The sequence below is a fragment of the Streptomyces sp. NPDC001927 genome (assembly GCF_053594455.1).
In genome coordinates this window covers 54,009-70,518 of record NZ_JBSFEN010000019.1, presented here as the reverse complement: position 1 = coordinate 70,518, position 16,510 = coordinate 54,009, and the positions used below count along the sequence as shown (strand labels likewise).

At 72.5% G+C, this 16,510-nt stretch carries 15 protein-coding genes; 6 read left to right on the top strand and 9 right to left on the bottom strand.

The window, feature by feature from the left end; all coding sequences use genetic code 11:
- Positions 1 to 38: 38 nt before the first annotated feature.
- From ACWCO8_RS36565 to ACWCO8_RS36545, 5 genes are all read right to left on the bottom strand, one after another.
- Positions 39 to 800, bottom strand: coding sequence for an SDR family NAD(P)-dependent oxidoreductase (locus tag ACWCO8_RS36565; protein WP_451035833.1), 762 nt, complete (start codon positions 798 to 800; stop codon positions 39 to 41).
- Positions 801 to 911: 111 nt separating this feature from the next.
- Positions 912 to 1,496 carry a TetR/AcrR family transcriptional regulator gene (locus tag ACWCO8_RS36560; protein ID WP_451035832.1) on the bottom strand — a complete coding sequence of 195 codons (585 nt, stop codon included), beginning with the start codon at positions 1,494 to 1,496 and terminating at the stop codon, positions 912 to 914.
- Positions 1,497 to 1,554: 58 nt separating this feature from the next.
- Positions 1,555 to 1,887 (bottom strand): nitrite reductase small subunit NirD, encoded by a 333-nt coding sequence (gene nirD, locus ACWCO8_RS36555; RefSeq protein ID WP_451035831.1) that lies wholly within the window; start codon positions 1,885 to 1,887, stop codon positions 1,555 to 1,557.
- Positions 1,888 to 1,893: 6 nt separating this feature from the next.
- Positions 1,894 to 4,428, bottom strand: a complete 2,535-nt coding sequence (gene nirB / locus ACWCO8_RS36550) for a nitrite reductase large subunit NirB (protein WP_451035830.1) — start codon at positions 4,426 to 4,428, stop codon at positions 1,894 to 1,896.
- Between the two features lies 1 nt (position 4,429).
- A complete protein-coding gene (locus tag ACWCO8_RS36545) occupies positions 4,430 to 5,623 on the bottom strand; it encodes an NAD(P)/FAD-dependent oxidoreductase (RefSeq protein WP_451035829.1) in 1,194 nt (397 codons plus the stop codon).
- Positions 5,624 to 5,949: 326 nt separating this feature from the next.
- Between ACWCO8_RS36545 and ACWCO8_RS36540 the strand changes: the two genes are divergently transcribed.
- Genes ACWCO8_RS36540 through ACWCO8_RS36530 form a run of 3 tightly spaced genes read left to right on the top strand, consistent with a single transcriptional unit; the run spans position 5,950 to position 8,279 of the window.
- Positions 5,950 to 7,269 carry a ferredoxin reductase family protein gene (locus ACWCO8_RS36540; RefSeq protein ID WP_451035843.1) on the top strand — a complete coding sequence of 440 codons (1,320 nt, stop codon included), beginning with the start codon at positions 5,950 to 5,952 and terminating at the stop codon, positions 7,267 to 7,269.
- Entirely contained in the window at positions 7,262 to 7,453 is a 192-nt protein-coding gene (locus tag ACWCO8_RS36535; RefSeq protein WP_384505312.1) for a hypothetical protein, read from the top strand. The genes ACWCO8_RS36540 and ACWCO8_RS36535 overlap by 8 nt, the downstream gene beginning before the upstream one ends.
- A gap of 37 nt (positions 7,454 to 7,490) precedes the next feature.
- A complete protein-coding gene (locus tag ACWCO8_RS36530) occupies positions 7,491 to 8,279 on the top strand; it encodes a sulfite exporter TauE/SafE family protein (protein ID WP_451035828.1) in 789 nt (262 codons plus the stop codon).
- Between the two features lie 16 nt (positions 8,280 to 8,295).
- On the opposite strand, the gene ACWCO8_RS36525 is transcribed toward ACWCO8_RS36530, so the two are convergent.
- The 4 genes from ACWCO8_RS36525 to ACWCO8_RS36510 form a co-directional block, all read right to left on the bottom strand.
- Entirely contained in the window at positions 8,296 to 8,916 is a 621-nt protein-coding gene (locus tag ACWCO8_RS36525) for a class F sortase (protein WP_451035827.1), read from the bottom strand.
- 125 nt (positions 8,917 to 9,041) lie between these two features.
- Positions 9,042 to 9,551: a hypothetical protein gene (locus tag ACWCO8_RS36520; protein WP_362006292.1), complete on the bottom strand. Its 510-nt coding sequence runs from the start codon at positions 9,549 to 9,551 to the stop codon at positions 9,042 to 9,044.
- Between the two features lie 310 nt (positions 9,552 to 9,861).
- Positions 9,862 to 10,275, bottom strand: coding sequence for a hypothetical protein (locus tag ACWCO8_RS36515; RefSeq protein ID WP_451035826.1), 414 nt, complete (start codon positions 10,273 to 10,275; stop codon positions 9,862 to 9,864).
- On the bottom strand, positions 10,272 to 11,999 hold the full coding sequence (locus tag ACWCO8_RS36510; RefSeq protein WP_451035825.1) for a right-handed parallel beta-helix repeat-containing protein: 1,728 nt from the start codon (positions 11,997 to 11,999) through the stop codon (positions 10,272 to 10,274). The genes ACWCO8_RS36515 and ACWCO8_RS36510 overlap by 4 nt, the downstream gene beginning before the upstream one ends.
- Before the next feature lie 198 nt (positions 12,000 to 12,197).
- Between ACWCO8_RS36510 and ACWCO8_RS36505 the strand changes: the two genes are divergently transcribed.
- The 3 genes from ACWCO8_RS36505 to ACWCO8_RS36495 are packed head-to-tail and all read left to right on the top strand — an operon-like array spanning position 12,198 to position 16,395.
- Positions 12,198 to 12,797, top strand: a complete 600-nt coding sequence (locus tag ACWCO8_RS36505; protein ID WP_451035824.1) for an NADPH-dependent FMN reductase — start codon at positions 12,198 to 12,200, stop codon at positions 12,795 to 12,797.
- Between the two features lie 14 nt (positions 12,798 to 12,811).
- A complete protein-coding gene (locus tag ACWCO8_RS36500) occupies positions 12,812 to 14,545 on the top strand; it encodes an ABC transporter ATP-binding protein (protein ID WP_451035823.1) in 1,734 nt (577 codons plus the stop codon).
- On the top strand, positions 14,542 to 16,395 hold the full coding sequence (locus tag ACWCO8_RS36495; RefSeq protein WP_451035822.1) for an ABC transporter ATP-binding protein: 1,854 nt from the start codon (positions 14,542 to 14,544) through the stop codon (positions 16,393 to 16,395). The genes ACWCO8_RS36500 and ACWCO8_RS36495 overlap by 4 nt, the downstream gene beginning before the upstream one ends.
- Positions 16,396 to 16,510 lie beyond the last annotated feature (115 nt).

The following is a 16,510-nucleotide window of genomic DNA, read 5'->3' as shown; positions in this document are numbered from 1 at the left end:
ACTCCAGAGTAGGACCGCACAGCCTACGGGCGGGCGCCTCAGGCGGAAACGCCCCCGTCGATCACGAGGTCGGTGCCGACGACCGAGGCGGCGTCCTCCGAGGCCAGGTACAGCACCGCCGCCGCGACCTCCGAGGCGGCCGAGATCCGGCCGAGCGGCGACTCGGCCTTCATCCGTACCGCCCGCTCGGCCTCCGTCTCGCCCGGCCGCAGCGACATCGTGGAGTCCGAGGCGCCCGGGCTGACCGCGTTGATCCGCACGCCCTCGGCGACGTGGTCGAGGGCGGCGGCGCGCGTCATCGCGGAGACCGCCGCCTTGGAGACCTGGTAGCCGAAGACGCCCGGGATGCGCACGTGCGGGCCGAGGTTGGAGGAGATGTTGACGATGGCGCCGCCGCCGTGGGCCCGCATGTGGGCGATCTCGGCCTGGAGGGAGTGCAGGACGCCCGTGACGTTGATGTCGAGCAGCGTCTGCCAGTCCTCCAGGGGGAAGTCGGCGGCGGACGCGCCGCCCCGGAAGACCCCGGCGTTGTTCACGGCCACGTCGAGGCCGCCGAATGTCTCGACGGTCTCCCGGACCAGCCGGCGGGTGTCCTCGGCGAGGGACACGTCGGCGGTGACGGCGGCCGCGGTGCCGCCGGCGGCCTCGATCAGGGACACCGTCTCGGCGAGGGTGGCCGCGCTGCGGCCGGAGACGACGACCTTCGCGCCCTCGGCCGCGAAGGCGAGCGCGATGGCCCGCCCGAGGCCGGTGCCGGCGCCGGTGACGAGGGCGCGCTTGTCGGTGAAGCGTGCGGACATGGCGATGCCAACTCCCTGGATAGCGTGAGCGTGGGTTTCTTGACCGTGCGTTCCAATATGAGGGCCTGAGAAAGAGGCGCCGCGAGGCGCCTCCGTCCGAAGCCCGGATTCTCAGTCGAGCAGCGTCAGGGCCTGCTCCGCCGCGTCATGGACCCTGGCCGGGTCGCTCGACGCCTTGCCGACCACCCGCAGGCCCTGCGCCAGGACGAGGAGCATCCGGGCGAGCGCCTGCGGATCGCGGTCGGCCGGCAGTTCGCCCTGGGTGCGGGCGCGGACGAGCGAGGAGTGCAGCAGGGTCTCGATCTGCTCCCAGCTCAGCTCCACCCGACGCGCCACCGGCACGTCGTGCGGCCCCAGTTCGGCCGCCGAGTTGGTGACGAAACACCCGCTCAGACGTGTCGCTTCGGCCCCCGCCTCCGCGGCGAACCGTCTGATCAGGCTCCGTACGGGCGGCAGCGCGGGCCCCGGCGCGGACAGCTCCTCCAGCATCACCGGCTCGCACGACTGGAGGTAGCGGTCCATCGCCTTCATGTAGAGGGCGTGCTTGTTGCCGAAGGTGGCGTAGATGCTGGCGCGGCCGATCCCGAGGTGCTCGACGAGATCCGCCATCGTCGTCGCCTCGTAGCCGCGCGCCCAGAACAGCTCGAGAGCCGACTGGAGCGCGGCGTCGGGATCGAATTCCTTGGTCCTGGCCACGCGTTGACTCTAGGTTTATCTGGAACGATCAGTCAAGTAAGGCCCCTGGTAGGCCGACTTACGACGCCCGTACCGGAAACACCGCCACCGACACGCTCTCGTCGTCCAGGCACCTCCCCGTCTCCAGGTCGAAGCGCTGCTTCAGCAGCGGCGAGGCCACGAACGTCCGGCCGCCCGCCGAGCCGAGCAGCCCCCGGGACAGCACCTGGGCCCCGGTGAACGGGTCGCGGTTGTCGATCGCGTACGCCCGCCCCGCCCGGTCCAGGAAGAGCGCCGCCTGCCGGCCGTCGGGGAGCAGCGCGGCCACGCCCCGGCCCGGCGTCAGCCGGGAGGTCTCGCAGACCGTCGTCCAGGCGTCGGCCTCGATGTTGTGGGAGAGTTCGAGGTGCATCGGGCTTCAGACCCCTTCCAGAGTTCCGATGGTGAGGACCGTCAGGTCCGGCTTGATCTGGTCGCGCTCCGGCACGAACCGCACCGACGGGTCCGGTGCCTCCGGCGCGTTCACGAACGACACGAACCGGCGCAGCCGCTCGGGGTCGTCCAGGGTCGCCGCCCACTCGTCCTGGTAGTCCGCGACATGGGCCGCCATCAGCGCCTCCAGCTCGTCGCAGAGCCCGAGCGAGTCGTGCACGACCACGTCCCGCAGGTGGTCGAGGCCGCCGTCGAGCCGCTCCAGCCACACCGAGGTGCGCTCCAGGCGGTCGGCGGTACGGATGTAGAACATCAGGAACCGGTCGATCAGCCGGACGAGTTCGGCGTCCGACAGGTCCTGTGCGAGCAGGTCCGCGTGGCGCGGGGTCGCGCCGCCGTTGCCGCCCACGTACAGGTTCCAGCCGTTGGCCGTCGCGATGACGCCGAAGTCCTTCGACTGGGCCTCCGCGCACTCCCGCGCGCAGCCGGAGACCGCCGACTTGAGCTTGTGCGGGGAGCGCAGGCCCCGGTAGCGCAGCTCCAGCTGGATCGCCATCTTCACCGAGTCCTGGACTCCGTAGCGGCACCAGGTCTGCCCCACGCAGGACTTCACGGTGCGCAGCGACTTGCCGTACGCGTGCCCCGACTCGAAGCCAGCGTCGACGAGCCGGGTCCAGATCGCGGGCAGTTGCTCGACGCGGGCGCCGAACATGTCGATCCGCTGGCCGCCGGTGATCTTGGTGTAGAGCCCGAAGTCGCGGGCCACCTCGCCGATCACGATCAGCTTCTCCGGGGTGACCTCGCCGCCCGGGATGCGGGGCACGACCGAGTACGAGCCGTTGCGCTGCAGGTTGGCGAGGAAGTGGTCGTTGGTGTCCTGGAGGGAGGCCTGCTCGCCGTCGAGGATGTAGCCGTTGTTGAGGCTCGCGAGGATCGAGGCGACCGTCGGCTTGCAGACCTCGCAGCCCTCGCCGCCGCGCGCCTCCGCCCTGCCGTGCGAGTCGAGCAGCTCGGCGAAGGAGGTGAGCCGCAGCGTACGGGTGATCTCGTACAGCTCACCTCGGGTGTATGAGAAGCAGGCGCAGAGCCCCTTGTCGGCCGGCTCGGGCAGCAGCTGCCCGATGAGCTTCACGCAACTGCCGCAGCCCGTCCCCGCCTTGGTGCACTTCTTGACCTCCGGCAGCGTCGCGCACTGGGTGATCGCGTGCTTGGTCACGTTGTGGCAGGAGCAGATGACGGCGTCGTCCGGCAGCGCGGACGGGCCGAGCGCGACCGGCCCGCCCGTGCCCGCCGGGAGGACCAGCTGCTCGGGGGAGACGGGCGGGACGGTGCCGGTGAGCGGCCGCAGCATGCCGTAGGAGTCGGCGTCGCCGACCAGGACACCTCCGAGGAGGACGCCCTCGCCGTCGACCACGAGCTTCTTGTAGACGCCCGAGCGGGAGTCGGAGTAGACGACGTCGAGGCAGCCCTCGGCGGTGCCGTGCGCGTCGCCGAAGGAGGCCACGTCCACACCGAGCAGCTTCAGCTTGGTCGACATGTCGGCACCGGTGAAGGACTTCTCCTCCGCCGCGTCGGCGATCCTCGCCGCCACCGTCAGCGCCATCTCGTACCCGGGCGCCACCAGGCCGTACACCCGGCCGTCCGAGGCGAGCGCGCACTCGCCGATCGCGTACACCGCCGGGTCGGACGTGCGGCACGACTCGTCCACGGCGATGCCGCCGCGCTCGCCGACCGTCAGGCCGCAGTCGCGCGCCAGCTGGTCCCGGGGCCGTACGCCCGCCGAGAACACCACCATGTCCGTGGCCAGTTCGGAGCCGTCCGAGAGCCGCATCCCGGTGACCGAGCCGTCCTCCGTCACCACCTCCTGCGTCCCCGTGCCGGTGTGGACGGTCAGACCCATCCGCTCGATCGTGCGCAGCAGCGCCGCGCCACCGCCCTCGTCCACCTGCACCGGCATCAGCCGCGGCGCGAACTCCACGACGTGCGTGTCGAGTCCGAGCCCCTTGAGCGCGCCGGCCGCCTCCAGGCCGAGCAGCCCGCCGCCGACCACGGCGCCGGTCGTCGCGGTCTTGGCGTACTCCTCGATCGCGAGCAGGTCCTCGATCGTCCGGTACACGAAACAGCCCCGCGCGTCCTTGCCGGGGACCGGCGGCACGAAGGGGTACGAACCGGTGGCCAGGACGAGCGTGTCGTACGCGAAGACCTGCCCGGAGCGGGCGGTGACCGTGCGGGCCGCGCGGTCGACGGAGTCCGCCGGGTCGCCGACGTACAGCTCGATGCCGTGCTTCGCCATGAAGCCGTCCTCGACCATGGACAGGTCGTCGGGGGTCTTCCCGCTGAAGTACGAGGTCAACTGGACCCGGTCGTAGGCGGGGCGCGGCTCCTCGCAGAGCACGACGACCCGCGCCCGCTCGGTGACGCCCCGGTCCGCGAGCGCTTCGAGGAACCGCTGGCCGACCATGCCGTGGCCGACCAGGACGATGGTGGGCGCGGTGGGGGTGTGCAGGGGCGTGGTCGCCATCTCAGGAGCCTCCGTCATGGGTGAGCAGATGAAGCAGGGGGGCGTCGGGCAGGGCCTCGTCGCCCTCCCAGGCCCGGGCGAGCGTGCCGACGGCGGCGAGATCGCCGAGCAGCACGCCGCCCACGAGCCGGTCGCCGCGGACGACGACCTTGCGGTACGCGCGCCGGGTGGCGTCGGTCAGCTGGACGACGTCGTCGCCGGGCAGCGGGGTGGCCTCGCCGAAGGAGGCGAGGTCGAGCCCCACGGGCCCGCCGAGCGTGAGCCGGGTGAGGGCGCGGGTGCCGGTGTAGCCGGCGGGCCGGGGATCCTGCGACAGGAGGACGTCCGCGAGGGCGTCCGCCTGCTCCAGGGCCGGGCCCGCCAGGCCGTAGACCCGGCCGCCGTGTTCGGCGCAGTCGCCGATGGCGTGGATGAACGGGTCGGAGGTCCGCAACTCGTCGTCGACGACGATGCCCGTACGGACGTCGAGGCCGGCGTCCCGGGCGAGCCCGATGCGCGGCCTGACCCCGCACGCGAGGACCACGACCTGCGCGTCGAGCACGAACCCGTCGGCCAGCTCGACGGCCGTCACCGCGCCGCCCTCCTGCCGCAGCCCGCTGACCCGGCACTCGGTGTGCACCTCGACGCCGAGGGACTCCACGTGCTCGCGGAGCAGAGCCGAGGCGTGGGCGTCGAGTTGGCGCTCCATCAGGCGCTCGCCCTGCTGGGTCAGCACCACCTCCGCGCCGAGCGCGGCCAGCGCGCGGGCGGCGGAGACGCCGAGCAGGCCGCCGCCGATGACCACCGCGCGGACGCCGGGGCGCACGAGGGCGCGCAGCTCCAGGCAGTCGTCGAGGGTGCGGAAGGGGTGCACGCCCGACGGCAGCCGGGCGCCCCGGAGGCCGCGCAGGGGCGGAAGGACCGGGTTGGAGCCGGTCGCCAGGACCAGCCGGTCGTAGCCGACGGACGTCCCGTCCTCGCACTCCACGCTCCGGGCGGCTCGGTCGATCCGCGCCACCCGCACCCCGCGCCGCGCCGGCTCCTGGGGAGCGGGCAGCGCGATCACCTCGGGCGCGTACCGTCCGGCGAGGACGTCCGCGAGCAGCACCCTGTTGTACGGTGCGTGCGGCTCCTCGCCGAGGAGGGTGACGGGCAGCCGCTGGGCGAGCCGGACGCCCGCCGTTCCGCCGCCGACCACCACGATCCGTGTACTCATGTGTCGAAGCGTGCGGGCGGGGTGTTACCCGGGGGGATCCCGATTGTTTCTCCTGCGGAACGCTGATCTCCGCGACGGGGGTTCTCGGGTGTGAGGGTTAACCGGTGGTGAGCCGGTCCTCAAGGGGGCCTTAAGGATCGCGGGGGAGGGGCTGAGCTGGGGTTTCGTATACCCCCGTGACCCTAGTGTCGGGTCTCGTGACGACCGAGGTTCAGGAACCCAGGCATCCGGCGCTTGCCGCGTATCTCGCGCAGCGCGGGGTGCAGGAGCGTACCCGGGTACGGCCCGGTGGTGGACGTGCCCAGTCGCTCCGCCCTGCGGAACGACTGCCCACAACCCCGCGGCTCGCCCCCGACCGGCTGCGCAACGCCATCGTCGGTGGTGCCGGAGCCGTCGCGCTGCTCTGGGGTGTGCAGGTGCAGCCCTCCGCGCGGCTCGACTCCTTCTTCGCCGCCGGGGCCCACCTCACCGGGCTGCTCGCCGGGTACGGCGTGCTCGTCATGCTGTTCCTGATGGCGCGCGTGCCCGCCGTCGAGCACGGGGTCGGGGCCGACCGGCTCGCCCGGTGGCACGCGGTCGGCGGGCGGTACGTGCTCGGGCTCATCGGCGCGCACGCCGTGCTCGCGCTCTGCGGGTACGCCGTGCACACCCGTACCGACCTCGTCACCGCCGCCGGAGGCCTGCTCTCCTACCCGGCCCTCGCCGCCGCGACCGCCGGGACCGCGCTCTTCGTCGCCGTCGGGGTCACGTCCGCGCGGGCCGCCCGGCGGCGGCTGCGGCACGAGACCTGGCGGGCGCTCCACCTGCTCAGCCACCTCGCCGCCGCCCTCGGGTTCGTCCACCAGCTCGCCGGGCCCGACCTCACCGGCAGCGTCCTCGCGCTCTGGGCCTGGTCGATGGCGCACGCGACCGTCGCCGTCCTCCTCGTCTGGTACCGGATCGTCGTCCCCGTCCGGCAGGCCCTGCGCCACTCCCTGCGGGTGACCGAGGTCCGCGACGAGGCCCCGGGCGTCGTCTCCGTGACCATCAAGGGCACCGGCCTTGAGCTGCTGCGCGCCGAACCCGGGCAGTTCTTCCGCTGGCGGTTCCTGACCCGCAGGCTCTGGCGGACCGCGCTCCCGTTCTCGCTCTCCGCTCCCGTACGCGACGACACCCTGCGGATCACCGTCAAGGCGCTCGGCGACCACACCCGCCGGATCAGGCGCCTGCGCCCCGGCACACGGGTCCTCGCCACCGGACCGTTCGGCGCGCTCACCGCCCACCGGCGTACCCGCCGCAAGGTCCTGCTGCTCGCCGGGGGCGTGGGGATCACCCCGCTGCGGGCGCTCTTCGAGACGCTGCCCGGCGGCCCCGGCGACGTGACGCTGCTGTACCGGGCCTCCGACGCGGACGGGCTCGTCCTGCGCGAGGAGCTGGAGCGCATCGCGCACGCACGGCAGGCCGCCCTCCACTACCTCCTCGGCCCGTCCGACGCCCCCTTCGACCCGCTCGCCCCGCAGGCCCTGCGCAACCTGGTGCCCGGCCTCGCCGGCCACGACGTCTACCTCTGCGGCCCGCCCGCCATGTCCAGGGCCGCCACCGACTCGCTCGTCAGGGCCGGGGTGCCGGCCCGTCGCATCCACTCCGAGGACTTCAGCCATGAGTAAGCACCGCGCCCGTACCGTCCACCCCACCGACCGCGCCCGCAGACAGCTCGCCGCCGGGCTCCTGGCGGTCGGGGCGCTCGCCGCGACCTTCCTCACGGTCGCCGTCGACCCGGCCGCGCCGCCCGCGCCCGACCGGGCGCCGGTCGGCACAACCTCAGACGTAGCTCAACTCTCCAGGGATTGATGGACGGCACACCCATCTCCTCCCTAGGCTCGCGAGCATGCCTGACATATCCCTGACCACTCTCGTCCTGCTCTGTGCCGCCGCTCTCGTGGCGGGCTGGATCGACGCCGTGGTCGGGGGAGGCGGGCTGCTGCTCCTGCCCGCGCTGCTGCTCGGGCTTCCCCAGGTCGCGGCCCCGCAGATCCTCGGCACCAACAAGGCCGTCGCGATCGTCGGCACGACGGGTGCCGCCATCACGTACGTACGCAGGGCGACGGCGCCCGTGCAGGTGAAGACGGCGGTACGGATCGGGCTCGCGGCCCTCGCCGGGTCCATGGGCGGCGCGTTCTTCGCGGCCGGGATCAGCAGCGACGTGCTGCGTCCGGTGATCATGGTGGTGTTGGTCGGTGTCGCCGCGTTCGTGATGCTGCGCCCGAAGTTCGGCGTCCAGGCGGAGGGGGAGAAGCCGCCCGTCGGCCGGGCCCGGATCGTGACCGCGATCGTGCTCGTCGGTGGCGGGATCGGCTTCTACGACGGCCTGTTCGGGCCGGGGACCGGCACGTTCCTGGTCCTCGCGCTCACCGCCGTGCTCCACCTCGACCTGGTGACCGCCTCCGCCACGGCCAAGATCGTCAACGTCTGCACCAACGCGGGGGCGCTCGCGATGTTCGCGTACCAGGGCAGCGTGCTCTGGCAGCTGGCGGCGGTCATGGCGGTCTTCAACCTGGCCGGCGGGATGCTCGGGGCGCGGATGGCGCTGAGCAAGGGCGCCGAGTTCGTCCGGGGCGTGCTGCTCGTCGTCGTCTTCTCGCTCGTCGCGAAGCTCGCCTTCGACCAGTGGTCGTAGGCGTGTCCCGTAGGGGCTAACGGACGCCGATCAGGTGGCCGAAGGCGACTACGTTCCCCTGGTAGCCGGACTTCTTGGAGAAGCCTCCGCCGCAGGTGATGACCCGGATCTCGGCCCGGCCCTCGGTCTCCCCGTAGACCTTGTCGTCCGGGAAGTCCTTGTTCTCGTACACCTCGACGGCGTCGATCGTGAACACGGCCGTCCGCCCGTCCTGCCGGTCCACCTCGATGCGGTTGCCCTTCTTCAGCGCGCCGAGGGCGTAGAAGACGGCCGGGCCCCGCGCGTTGTCGACATGGCCCGCGACGATCGCGGTGCCCTCGGCGCCGGGCGAGGCGCCGCCCTCGTACCAGCCGGCCAGGTTGCGGTCGTCCGCGGGCGGTACCTCGAGGGCGCCTTGCCGGTCCAGACCGAGCCGCATCATGGGCGTGTCGACGTCGACCTCGGGGATGCGGAGCCGTACCGGCGCGGACGGCGGCAGCGGGTCGGCGGCGGCCGTGGTGTGCGCGTTCGGACCGGCGGCGAACGCCTGCGCGGCGGACGGTACGGGCGGGGTGACCTGCTCCGAGCCGTTCTGGACGAGCCAGATGCCGACGCACGCGGCGGCGGCTATGCCCCACCCCTTGCTCCTGCTGCTCACGGTGCGTTCCTCCGAGAGTCCTGAAACTGAGGCGTGAGCCCCGAGGGCGCGAGCCCCGGGGGTGTGGCCCTGCCCCCGCCGGGCCGTCTGCGGGCGCGCGGCGGGGGCAGGACGCTGCGGTACGTCTAGCCGTCCTGCGCGCCGCTCGCCCGGCGGCGCAGGAGCCACGTACCGCCGACGGCAGCCGCGGCCAGCACCGCCGCGCCCGCCGCGATCTGGGTGGTGTCGGGGCCCACGCTGCCGCCGACACCCGTACGGACATGGCCGCTCGGGCGGTCCTTGTGCTTGACGACGAGTTCGCCCCGAGCGGTCTTTCCGTTGTCGCAGGCCACACTGATCCAGTACGTACCGGCCTTGGCGTGTTCCGGCACCGTGAACTGGCCGACCACGACCTCCTTGTGCGTGCTCGGGTTCAGGTGGAAGTCCCCCGCGCCGAGGGACTGCGCGTCGCCGACGCCGCGGCCGTTCTTGCCGCAGGCGAGGGTGTTGACGGTGATGGTGGTGCCGGGGCTCGCGGAGGAGGGGTAGACCTCCAGGGACTCGGAGTCCCCGGCGTACGCGGCGGGGGAGCCGAGTGCGCCGATCGCGGCGGCCGCCAGCGCGGTACCGGTGAGCAGGCGGGCAGTGGTGCGCATGGGGTCCTCCGGGGCGCGCGAGCGGTCATGCCGGGAGGCCCGGTCCTGCCGGGAGGGACTTCCCGGGACCTGCCTCCTAGGACCGAGATAAGAGCCGTCGCGCGCACCGCGCCTGCTGATGGAGGGTCAGAATTACGCCGTACGGTGCGGTGTGTCGCCTTGCGTGGAGGGTGTTTGCGCAGGTCAGGGCGGGTTACGGAGAGTCAGCTGACGGTCCGTGTCGAACGGGTGACGACGTTCGGCGCCGGGCCCTCGCGGCGGTCGGGCGATCCTCGGCTCCCGTCCGTCAGGCGATCCTCGGCCCCGCCCGTCAGACGACCAGGCCCTGGATCGCCGCCAGGGCCCACTCCTGCGCCCCCATCGTCGTGCCCGCCGCGACGCCGGTCGCGACCGGGGCCAGGGCGCCCCTGAGCGTGGCGAGGGAGCGGCGCAGCCGGCCCGGCTCGGGCTGGTCGGGTCCGGCGATCGTGGCGAGGACCTCGTCGGCCGCGGTCTCCGTGTCCTCGCGGTCCTGGTCCGGGAGGCCCTGCGCGGGGAGGGCGCGGAGCAGGTCGGCGACGCGCTCGGCGAGCGCCTCGTAGCCGGGGGCGACGCCCGTGCCGATGTTCTGCTGGTTCTGGGTGACCGTCTTGTTTCCCCAGGCGAACTGGTTGTGCGAGACGGAGCCGTGGAACACGGGCCCCTCGGAGCGCTCGTCGTTCTCTTCGTTCTCGAGCTCGTTCATGTGGTCCTACCGTCCTCGTTCGACTGGCGCTGGGTGACCTGGTCGTTGTTGAACGCGATCTGGCTGTTGTGGACGGAGCCGGCGACGTACAGGCCGTCGACGTTGATGACCGTCGTCGTCTTCTCCTCGACCGTGCGGACGGTCTTCTGGAGGACCTTCAGCGACGTGCGCAGGGAGATGATCTCGACGCGGCCGTTGTCCAGGACGGCGACCCCGTCGGTCCCGTTCACGGAGCAGTCCACCAGGCGGCCGGAGCTCTCGTCGGCGAAGACGGCACCCGCGATCGCGCAGTCGGTGAACGCGCTGTCCGCGACGCTCAGGTAGCCGGACTCGGCCACCGACAGGCCGGTTCCCTCGGACCCGCGCACGGTGAGGTTGTTCGCGAAGACCTTCGCCTTGCCGGATGCGACGACCCCGCCGACGCTCACCGTGGTGACCGTACAGTCGTGCGCGCGCACCTGCGCCTCCTCGGCGCCGCAGAAGCCCACCGCCGCGCGCTCCGCCGTCACGCCCCTGAGCGTGACCCTGGACTGGCCGAGCGCGGTCACCGCGGTCTCGACGTCGCGGAACACCACGTCGGTGAGGTCGGCCGTCGTGCCGCCGTCCCCCTTGGTGTCCAGGCCCAGCGTGCAGCGGTCCACCCGGACGTGCTCGAACGCGCCCTTCGATCCCTCCCAGACCCGCAGCGCGGAGTTCGTCAGGTCCTCGACCTGGACGCGGGCGAAGCGGCCCCGGGAGCCTTCGGCGACCGCGATGCCGACGTTGCCGCCCGAGACGTGGCAGCCGGTGACCTCGGGCGCGCCGCCCTTGGTGGAGAACACCCCGATGTTGCGGGCGTCGACGACCCGGCAGTTCTCGAACCTGCCCCGGGCGTCGGTCTGCACGTTGATGCCGGTGTCGCGGCACGCGGTGAGCACACAGTCGCGCACCACCGGGTCGGCGCCGCTCGCCGCGCACACCCCGTGGGCCGCGTCGGTGACGCGCGTACGGTCCACGGAGCCGCGGGACTGCTCGATGAACATGATCCCCTCCGCGTGCACGGCGGTGATCGCGCAGTCCGCCACCACGAGCTCCGCCCGGGTGTCGGCCATGAGGGCCGCGTTCCCGGTGCCGGTCAGCTCGCAGCCGACGACCTCGGCGCGCGCGTCGCAGACCCGGATGCCGTGGATCCGGCTGCCCTCGATGCGGCTGCCCCGGACGGAGAGCTGGGCGCCCTCGATCGCGGCGATCGCGTTGTCGGCGGCGTCCGTGAACCGGCACCGCTCGACCGTTCCGGTGGAGGCGGTGAAGAGCGTCCGGCCGTGCAGGAAGGTGCTGTCCCGCAGGGTGACATGGGTGTTCGGCCGCGCGTGCGCGCCGGCACCGCCCGGGGTGCGGACCTCGACGCGGTCGAGCGTGAGGCTGCCCTGCACGCAGGCGACGGCGTCGTACTCGACGTCCCGGTTGGTGAGCACGAGGCCCTCGACCTGGACCGAGCCGTACGTCTCCAGGACGGTCCCGCGCAGCAGGTTCACCACGACGGACCCCGGTCCCTCGGCCGCGACGATCCGCACGTCGCCGCGGGCGACGAGGCTCTCCTCGTACCGCCCGGGCACGATCTCGACGACCGCCGAACGCGGCCGGCGGGACACGCCCTGCAGGGTGGAGAAGGCGCGCAGGGCGGAGGTGATCGTGGGGTAGGTGCCACGGCGGCCGTGCGGTGAGACGACGTACTTCACGACCATGCCCCGGACCCCCGTCCCGCACCGTTTCCCTGACTCCCGATGTTACCGGAGGGAGCCGAACGACCGCTGGTGCAGGGCATGTTGTCCGTTCCGGCCGGGGCCGCCCCGACGCCCTCGCCGCCCGCGGCCGGGCCCCGGGAAAGGCCGGGAGAATCACCGCTTGACCTCAACCAAGCTTGAGGTATCAGGATGATCGGCATGGACAACACACGTACGGATTCCACGCCGCTCAAGCTCGCCGTCATCGTCGCCAGCAACCGCGAAGGGCGGTTCGCGCCCGTGCTCGCCGAGTGGTTCCGCGGGCGGCTCGCCGAGCACACCGACTTCGCCGTCGACTTCGTCGACCTCGCCGAGGTCGCGCTGCCCACCGCCCTCTCCCACCGCCCCGACACCGCCGTCCGCGCCCAGCTGGCCAAGGTCTCCCCGGTCCTCGAAGCCGCCGACGCCTTCGTCGTCCTCACCCCCGAGTACAACCACTCCTTCCCCGCCTCTCTCAAGGCCCTCATCGACTGGCACTTCGTCGAGTGGCAGGCCAAGCCCGTCGGCTTCGTCTCGTACGGCGGCATGTCCGGCGGGCTGCGGGCGGTGGAGCAGCTGCGGCAGGTCTTCGCCGAGATGCACGCCGTGACCGTCCGCGACACGGTCTCCTTCCACAACGCGCACGGGGACTTCGACGAGGACGGCCGGCACAAGGACTCCACCGGCCCCGACGCCGCCGCCAAGTCGCTGCTCGACCAGCTCGCCTGGTGGGCGCACGCCCTCAGGGACGCCAAGAGCGTCCGCCCCTACGGCGCCTGAAAGGGAGTCACCTCATGCTGCTGCGCCTCATCATCGGTCGGCTCCGCCCCTACCGGCGGACGTTAGCGCTCGTCGTCCTCCTCCAACTCGTCCAGTCCCTGGCCTCCCTCACCCTGCCCACCCTCAACGCCGACGTCATCGACAACGGCGTGCTGCGCGGCGACACCGCCCATGTCCTCACCGGCGGCGCCCAGATGGCCGCCGTCACCCTGCTCCAGGCCGCCGCCGCGGCCGCCGCCGTCTACTTCGGCGCGAAGGTCGCCATGGGCGTGGCCCGCGACGTCCGCGCCGCCGCCTTCCGACAGATCCAGGACTTCTCCGCCCAGGAGATCAGCCGCTTCGGCACCGCCTCCCTCATCACCCGCACCACCAACGACATCCAGCAGGTCCAGACGTTCGCCGTGCTCGTCCTGACGATGCTGGTGGCCGCGCCCCTGCTGTCCGTCGGCGGCATCGTCATGGCCCTCGACCAGGACGTCCCGCTCGCCCTGCTGCTCCTGCTCTTCGTCCCGCTGATGGCCGGCGGTGTCGGCAGCGTCGTCCTGCGCATGCGGCCGCTCTTCCGCGGCATGCAGGAGCGGGTCGACCGGGTCAACCGGGTGATGCGCGAGCAGATCACCGGCATCCGGGTCGTCCGCGCCTTCGTCCGCGACCGCCACGAACAGGACCGCTTCGGCGAGGCCAACGACGAGCTGCGCTCGGTCGGCACCCGGGTCGGCCGGCTCCAGGCGCTGATGTTCCCGATCGTGCTGATCGTCTGGGAGCTGTCGACCGTCGCCATCATCTGGGCGGGCGCCCACCGGATCGAGTCCGGGGCCCTGCAGGCCGGTTCGCTCATCGCGTTCCTCGGCTATCTGCTCCAGATCATGATGTCGGTGATGATGGTGCTCTTCCTGCTGATGCACATGCCGCGGGCCGAGGTCAGCGCCGAACGCATCCAGGAGATCCTCGACACCGAGCCCTCCGTCTCCGCCCCCGCCGCCCCCGTCCACACCCTGCACGGCCCCGGCCTCCTCGCCGTCCGGGACGCCGACTTCAGCTACCCCGGCGCCGAGGAACCCGTCCTGCGCGCCGTCAGCCTCACCGCCCGCCCCGGCCGCACCACCGCCGTCATCGGCTCCACCGGCAGCGGCAAGACCACCCTCCTCGGCCTCGTCGCCCGGCTCTTCGACGCCACCGGCGGCCAGGTCACGGTCGGCGGCGTCGACGTCCGCGCCATGGACCCCGCGCTGCGCGCCCGTACCGTCGGACTCGTCCCGCAGAAGCCGTACCTCTTCTCCGGCACGGTCGCGAGCAACCTGCGGTACGGACGCCCCGAGGCGAGCGAGGACGAGCTGTGGCACGCCCTGGAGGTCGCCCAGGCCGCCGACTTCGTCCGCGCCCTGCCCGAAGGGCTCGACGCGCCGGTCGCGCAGGGCGGCACCAACTTCTCCGGCGGCCAGCGCCAGCGGCTCGCCATCGCCCGCGTCCTCGTCGCCCGCCCCCGGGTGTACCTCTTCGACGACTCCTTCTCCGCGCTCGACTACCGCACCGACGCCGTACTCCGAGCCGCACTGAAGGAGGAGACCGCCGACGCGACCGTCGTCATCGTCGCCCAGCGCGTCTCCACCATCCGCGACGCCGACCGGATCGTCGTCCTCGACCAGGGCCGCGCCGTCGGCAGCGGCACCCACGAGGAACTCATGCGGACCAACCCCACCTACCGGGAGATCGTCCTCTCCCAGCTCACCGAGGAGGAAGCGGCATGAGCAGCGACAAGCGGGGGAGTGCCCCCCAGCGCCGAGGCCCCGCAGTGCAGCAGCGCGGCCCCGGGATCAGCACCCCGTCCCTCGAACGCTCCCTCCAGTTCCGCGCCTCCGGCCTCCGGCTGCTGCGCACCATGGCCCCCGAACGCGCCCGGCTGCTCGGTGTCCTCGCCGCCGCGGCCGCGAGCGTCGCCCTCGCCGTCCTCAGCCCGCTGCTCCTCGGCCGCGCCACCGACCTCGTCATCTCCGGCGCCGCGAGCCCGGCCGGCGTCGACTTCCGGGCCGTCGGCGAGACGCTCGCCCTCGCCTTCGCCGCCGTCGCCGCCTCCGCCGCGCTCAACTGGCTCCAGCAGCGCCTCGCCACGACCGTCGTCCAGCGCGCCGGGCACCGGATGCGCGCCGAGGCGCAGGCCAAGCTGGCCCGGCTGCCGCTCGGTTACGTCGACGGGCAGCCGCGCGGCGAACTCCTCAGCCGCACCACCAACGACATCGACAACATCGTCCAGACCCTCCAGCAGGCCTTCGGCCAGATGGTCCGCGCGCTCCTCACGCTCGTCGGCGTGCTGGTGATGATGTTCTGGATCTCGCCGCTGCTCGCCCTCGTCGCCCTCGCGACCGTCCCCGTCTCGCTGCTCGTCGCGGCCCGGATCGGCAAGCGCGCCCAGCCGCAGTTCGTGAAGCAGTGGGCGGTCACCGGCCGGCTCAACAGCCACGTCGAGGAGATGATCACCGGCCACGCGGAGGTCGTCGTCTTCGGGCGGCGGGACGCGGCCGTGGCACGCTTCGACGAGCTGGGCAAGGAGCTGTACGGGGCGAGCTTCCGGGCCCAGTTCATCTCCGGCTTCATCCAGCCGGCCCTCACCTTCGTCGGCAACCTCAACTACGTCCTGATCGCGGTCGTCGGCGGGCTGCGGGTGGCGACCGGCACGCTGAGCGTCGGCGACGTGCAGGCGTTCATCCAGTACTCGTACGAGTTCAACGGCCCGATCAACCAGATCGCGGCCATGGCCAACCTGCTCCAGTCCGGGGTTGCCTCCGCCGAGCGGGTCTTCGACCTGCTCGACGCGGAGGAGGAGTCCCCGGCGCCGGCCGGCTCGGGGTCTCCGCGCAAGACGGAGGGCCGGGTCTCCTTCGAGAAGGTGGCCTTCCGCTACGAGCAGGACAAGCCGCTCGTCGAGGACCTCTCCCTGACGGTGGAGCCCGGTCAGACGGTCGCGATCGTCGGCCCGACGGGCGCGGGCAAGACGACGCTCGTGAACCTGCTGATGCGGTTCTACGAGATCACCGGCGGCCGGATCACCCTCGACGGAACCGACATCGCGGCGATGTCCCGCGAGGAACTCCGCTCCGGGATCGGCATGGTCCTCCAGGACACCTGGCTCTTCGGCGGGACGATCGCCGACAACATCGCGTACGGCGTTCCCGGGCAGGTCTCGCGCGAACGGATCGTCGAGGCCGCGATGGCGACCCACGCCGACCGGTTCATCCGGACTCTCCCCGACGGCTACGACACGGTCCTCGACGAGGACGGCGCCGGGCTCAGCGCGGGCGAGAAGCAGCTGATCACGATCGCCCGGGCGTTCCTGTCCGAGCCGGTGATCCTGGTCCTGGACGAGGCGACCAGCTCCGTCGACACCCGCACCGAGGTCCTCATCCAGCGGGCCATGTCCTCCCTCCGCGAGGGCCGTACGTCCTTCGTGATCGCCCACCGGCTCTCCACCATCAGGGACGCGGACGTGATCCTGGTGATGGAGAACGGCTCGATCGTCGAACAGGGCACGCACGAGGAGCTGTTGGCGGTCGGCGGGGCCTACGCCCGGCTGCACGCGGCGCAGTTCGCGGCGGCGGCGTGAGCGGCCGGCGGGGCGGCGGATGCCACGGGTGCTGCGGTGGGTGCCGCGGGTGCTGCGGCGTGAGCGGCAGGCGCGGCGGCGTGGGCCCGGGGCGCGGCGGGGGTGAGTACGGTGG

Bases quoted from the DNA above. Each gene is read 5' to 3' on its own strand.
- ACWCO8_RS36565 (WP_451035833.1), bottom strand. From the start codon at position 800: ATGTCCGCACGCTTCACCGACAAGCGCGCCCTCGTCACCGGCGCCGGC.
- nirD (WP_451035831.1), bottom strand. From the start codon at position 1,887: ATGCACCTCGAACTCTCCCACAACATCGAGGCCGACGCCTGGACGACG.
- nirB (WP_451035830.1), bottom strand. From the start codon at position 4,428: ATGGCGACCACGCCCCTGCACACCCCCACCGCGCCCACCATCGTCCTG.
- ACWCO8_RS36545 (WP_451035829.1), bottom strand. From the start codon at position 5,623: ATGAGTACACGGATCGTGGTGGTCGGCGGCGGAACGGCGGGCGTCCGG.
- ACWCO8_RS36535 (WP_384505312.1), top strand. From the start codon at position 7,262: ATGAGTAAGCACCGCGCCCGTACCGTCCACCCCACCGACCGCGCCCGC.
- ACWCO8_RS36530 (WP_451035828.1), top strand. From the start codon at position 7,491: ATGCCTGACATATCCCTGACCACTCTCGTCCTGCTCTGTGCCGCCGCT.
- ACWCO8_RS36520 (WP_362006292.1), bottom strand. From the start codon at position 9,551: ATGCGCACCACTGCCCGCCTGCTCACCGGTACCGCGCTGGCGGCCGCC.
- ACWCO8_RS36515 (WP_451035826.1), bottom strand. From the start codon at position 10,275: ATGAACGAGCTCGAGAACGAAGAGAACGACGAGCGCTCCGAGGGGCCC.
- ACWCO8_RS36510 (WP_451035825.1), bottom strand. From the start codon at position 11,999: ATGGTCGTGAAGTACGTCGTCTCACCGCACGGCCGCCGTGGCACCTAC.
- ACWCO8_RS36505 (WP_451035824.1), top strand. From the start codon at position 12,198: ATGGACAACACACGTACGGATTCCACGCCGCTCAAGCTCGCCGTCATC.
- ACWCO8_RS36500 (WP_451035823.1), top strand. From the start codon at position 12,812: ATGCTGCTGCGCCTCATCATCGGTCGGCTCCGCCCCTACCGGCGGACG.
- ACWCO8_RS36495 (WP_451035822.1), top strand. From the start codon at position 14,542: ATGAGCAGCGACAAGCGGGGGAGTGCCCCCCAGCGCCGAGGCCCCGCA.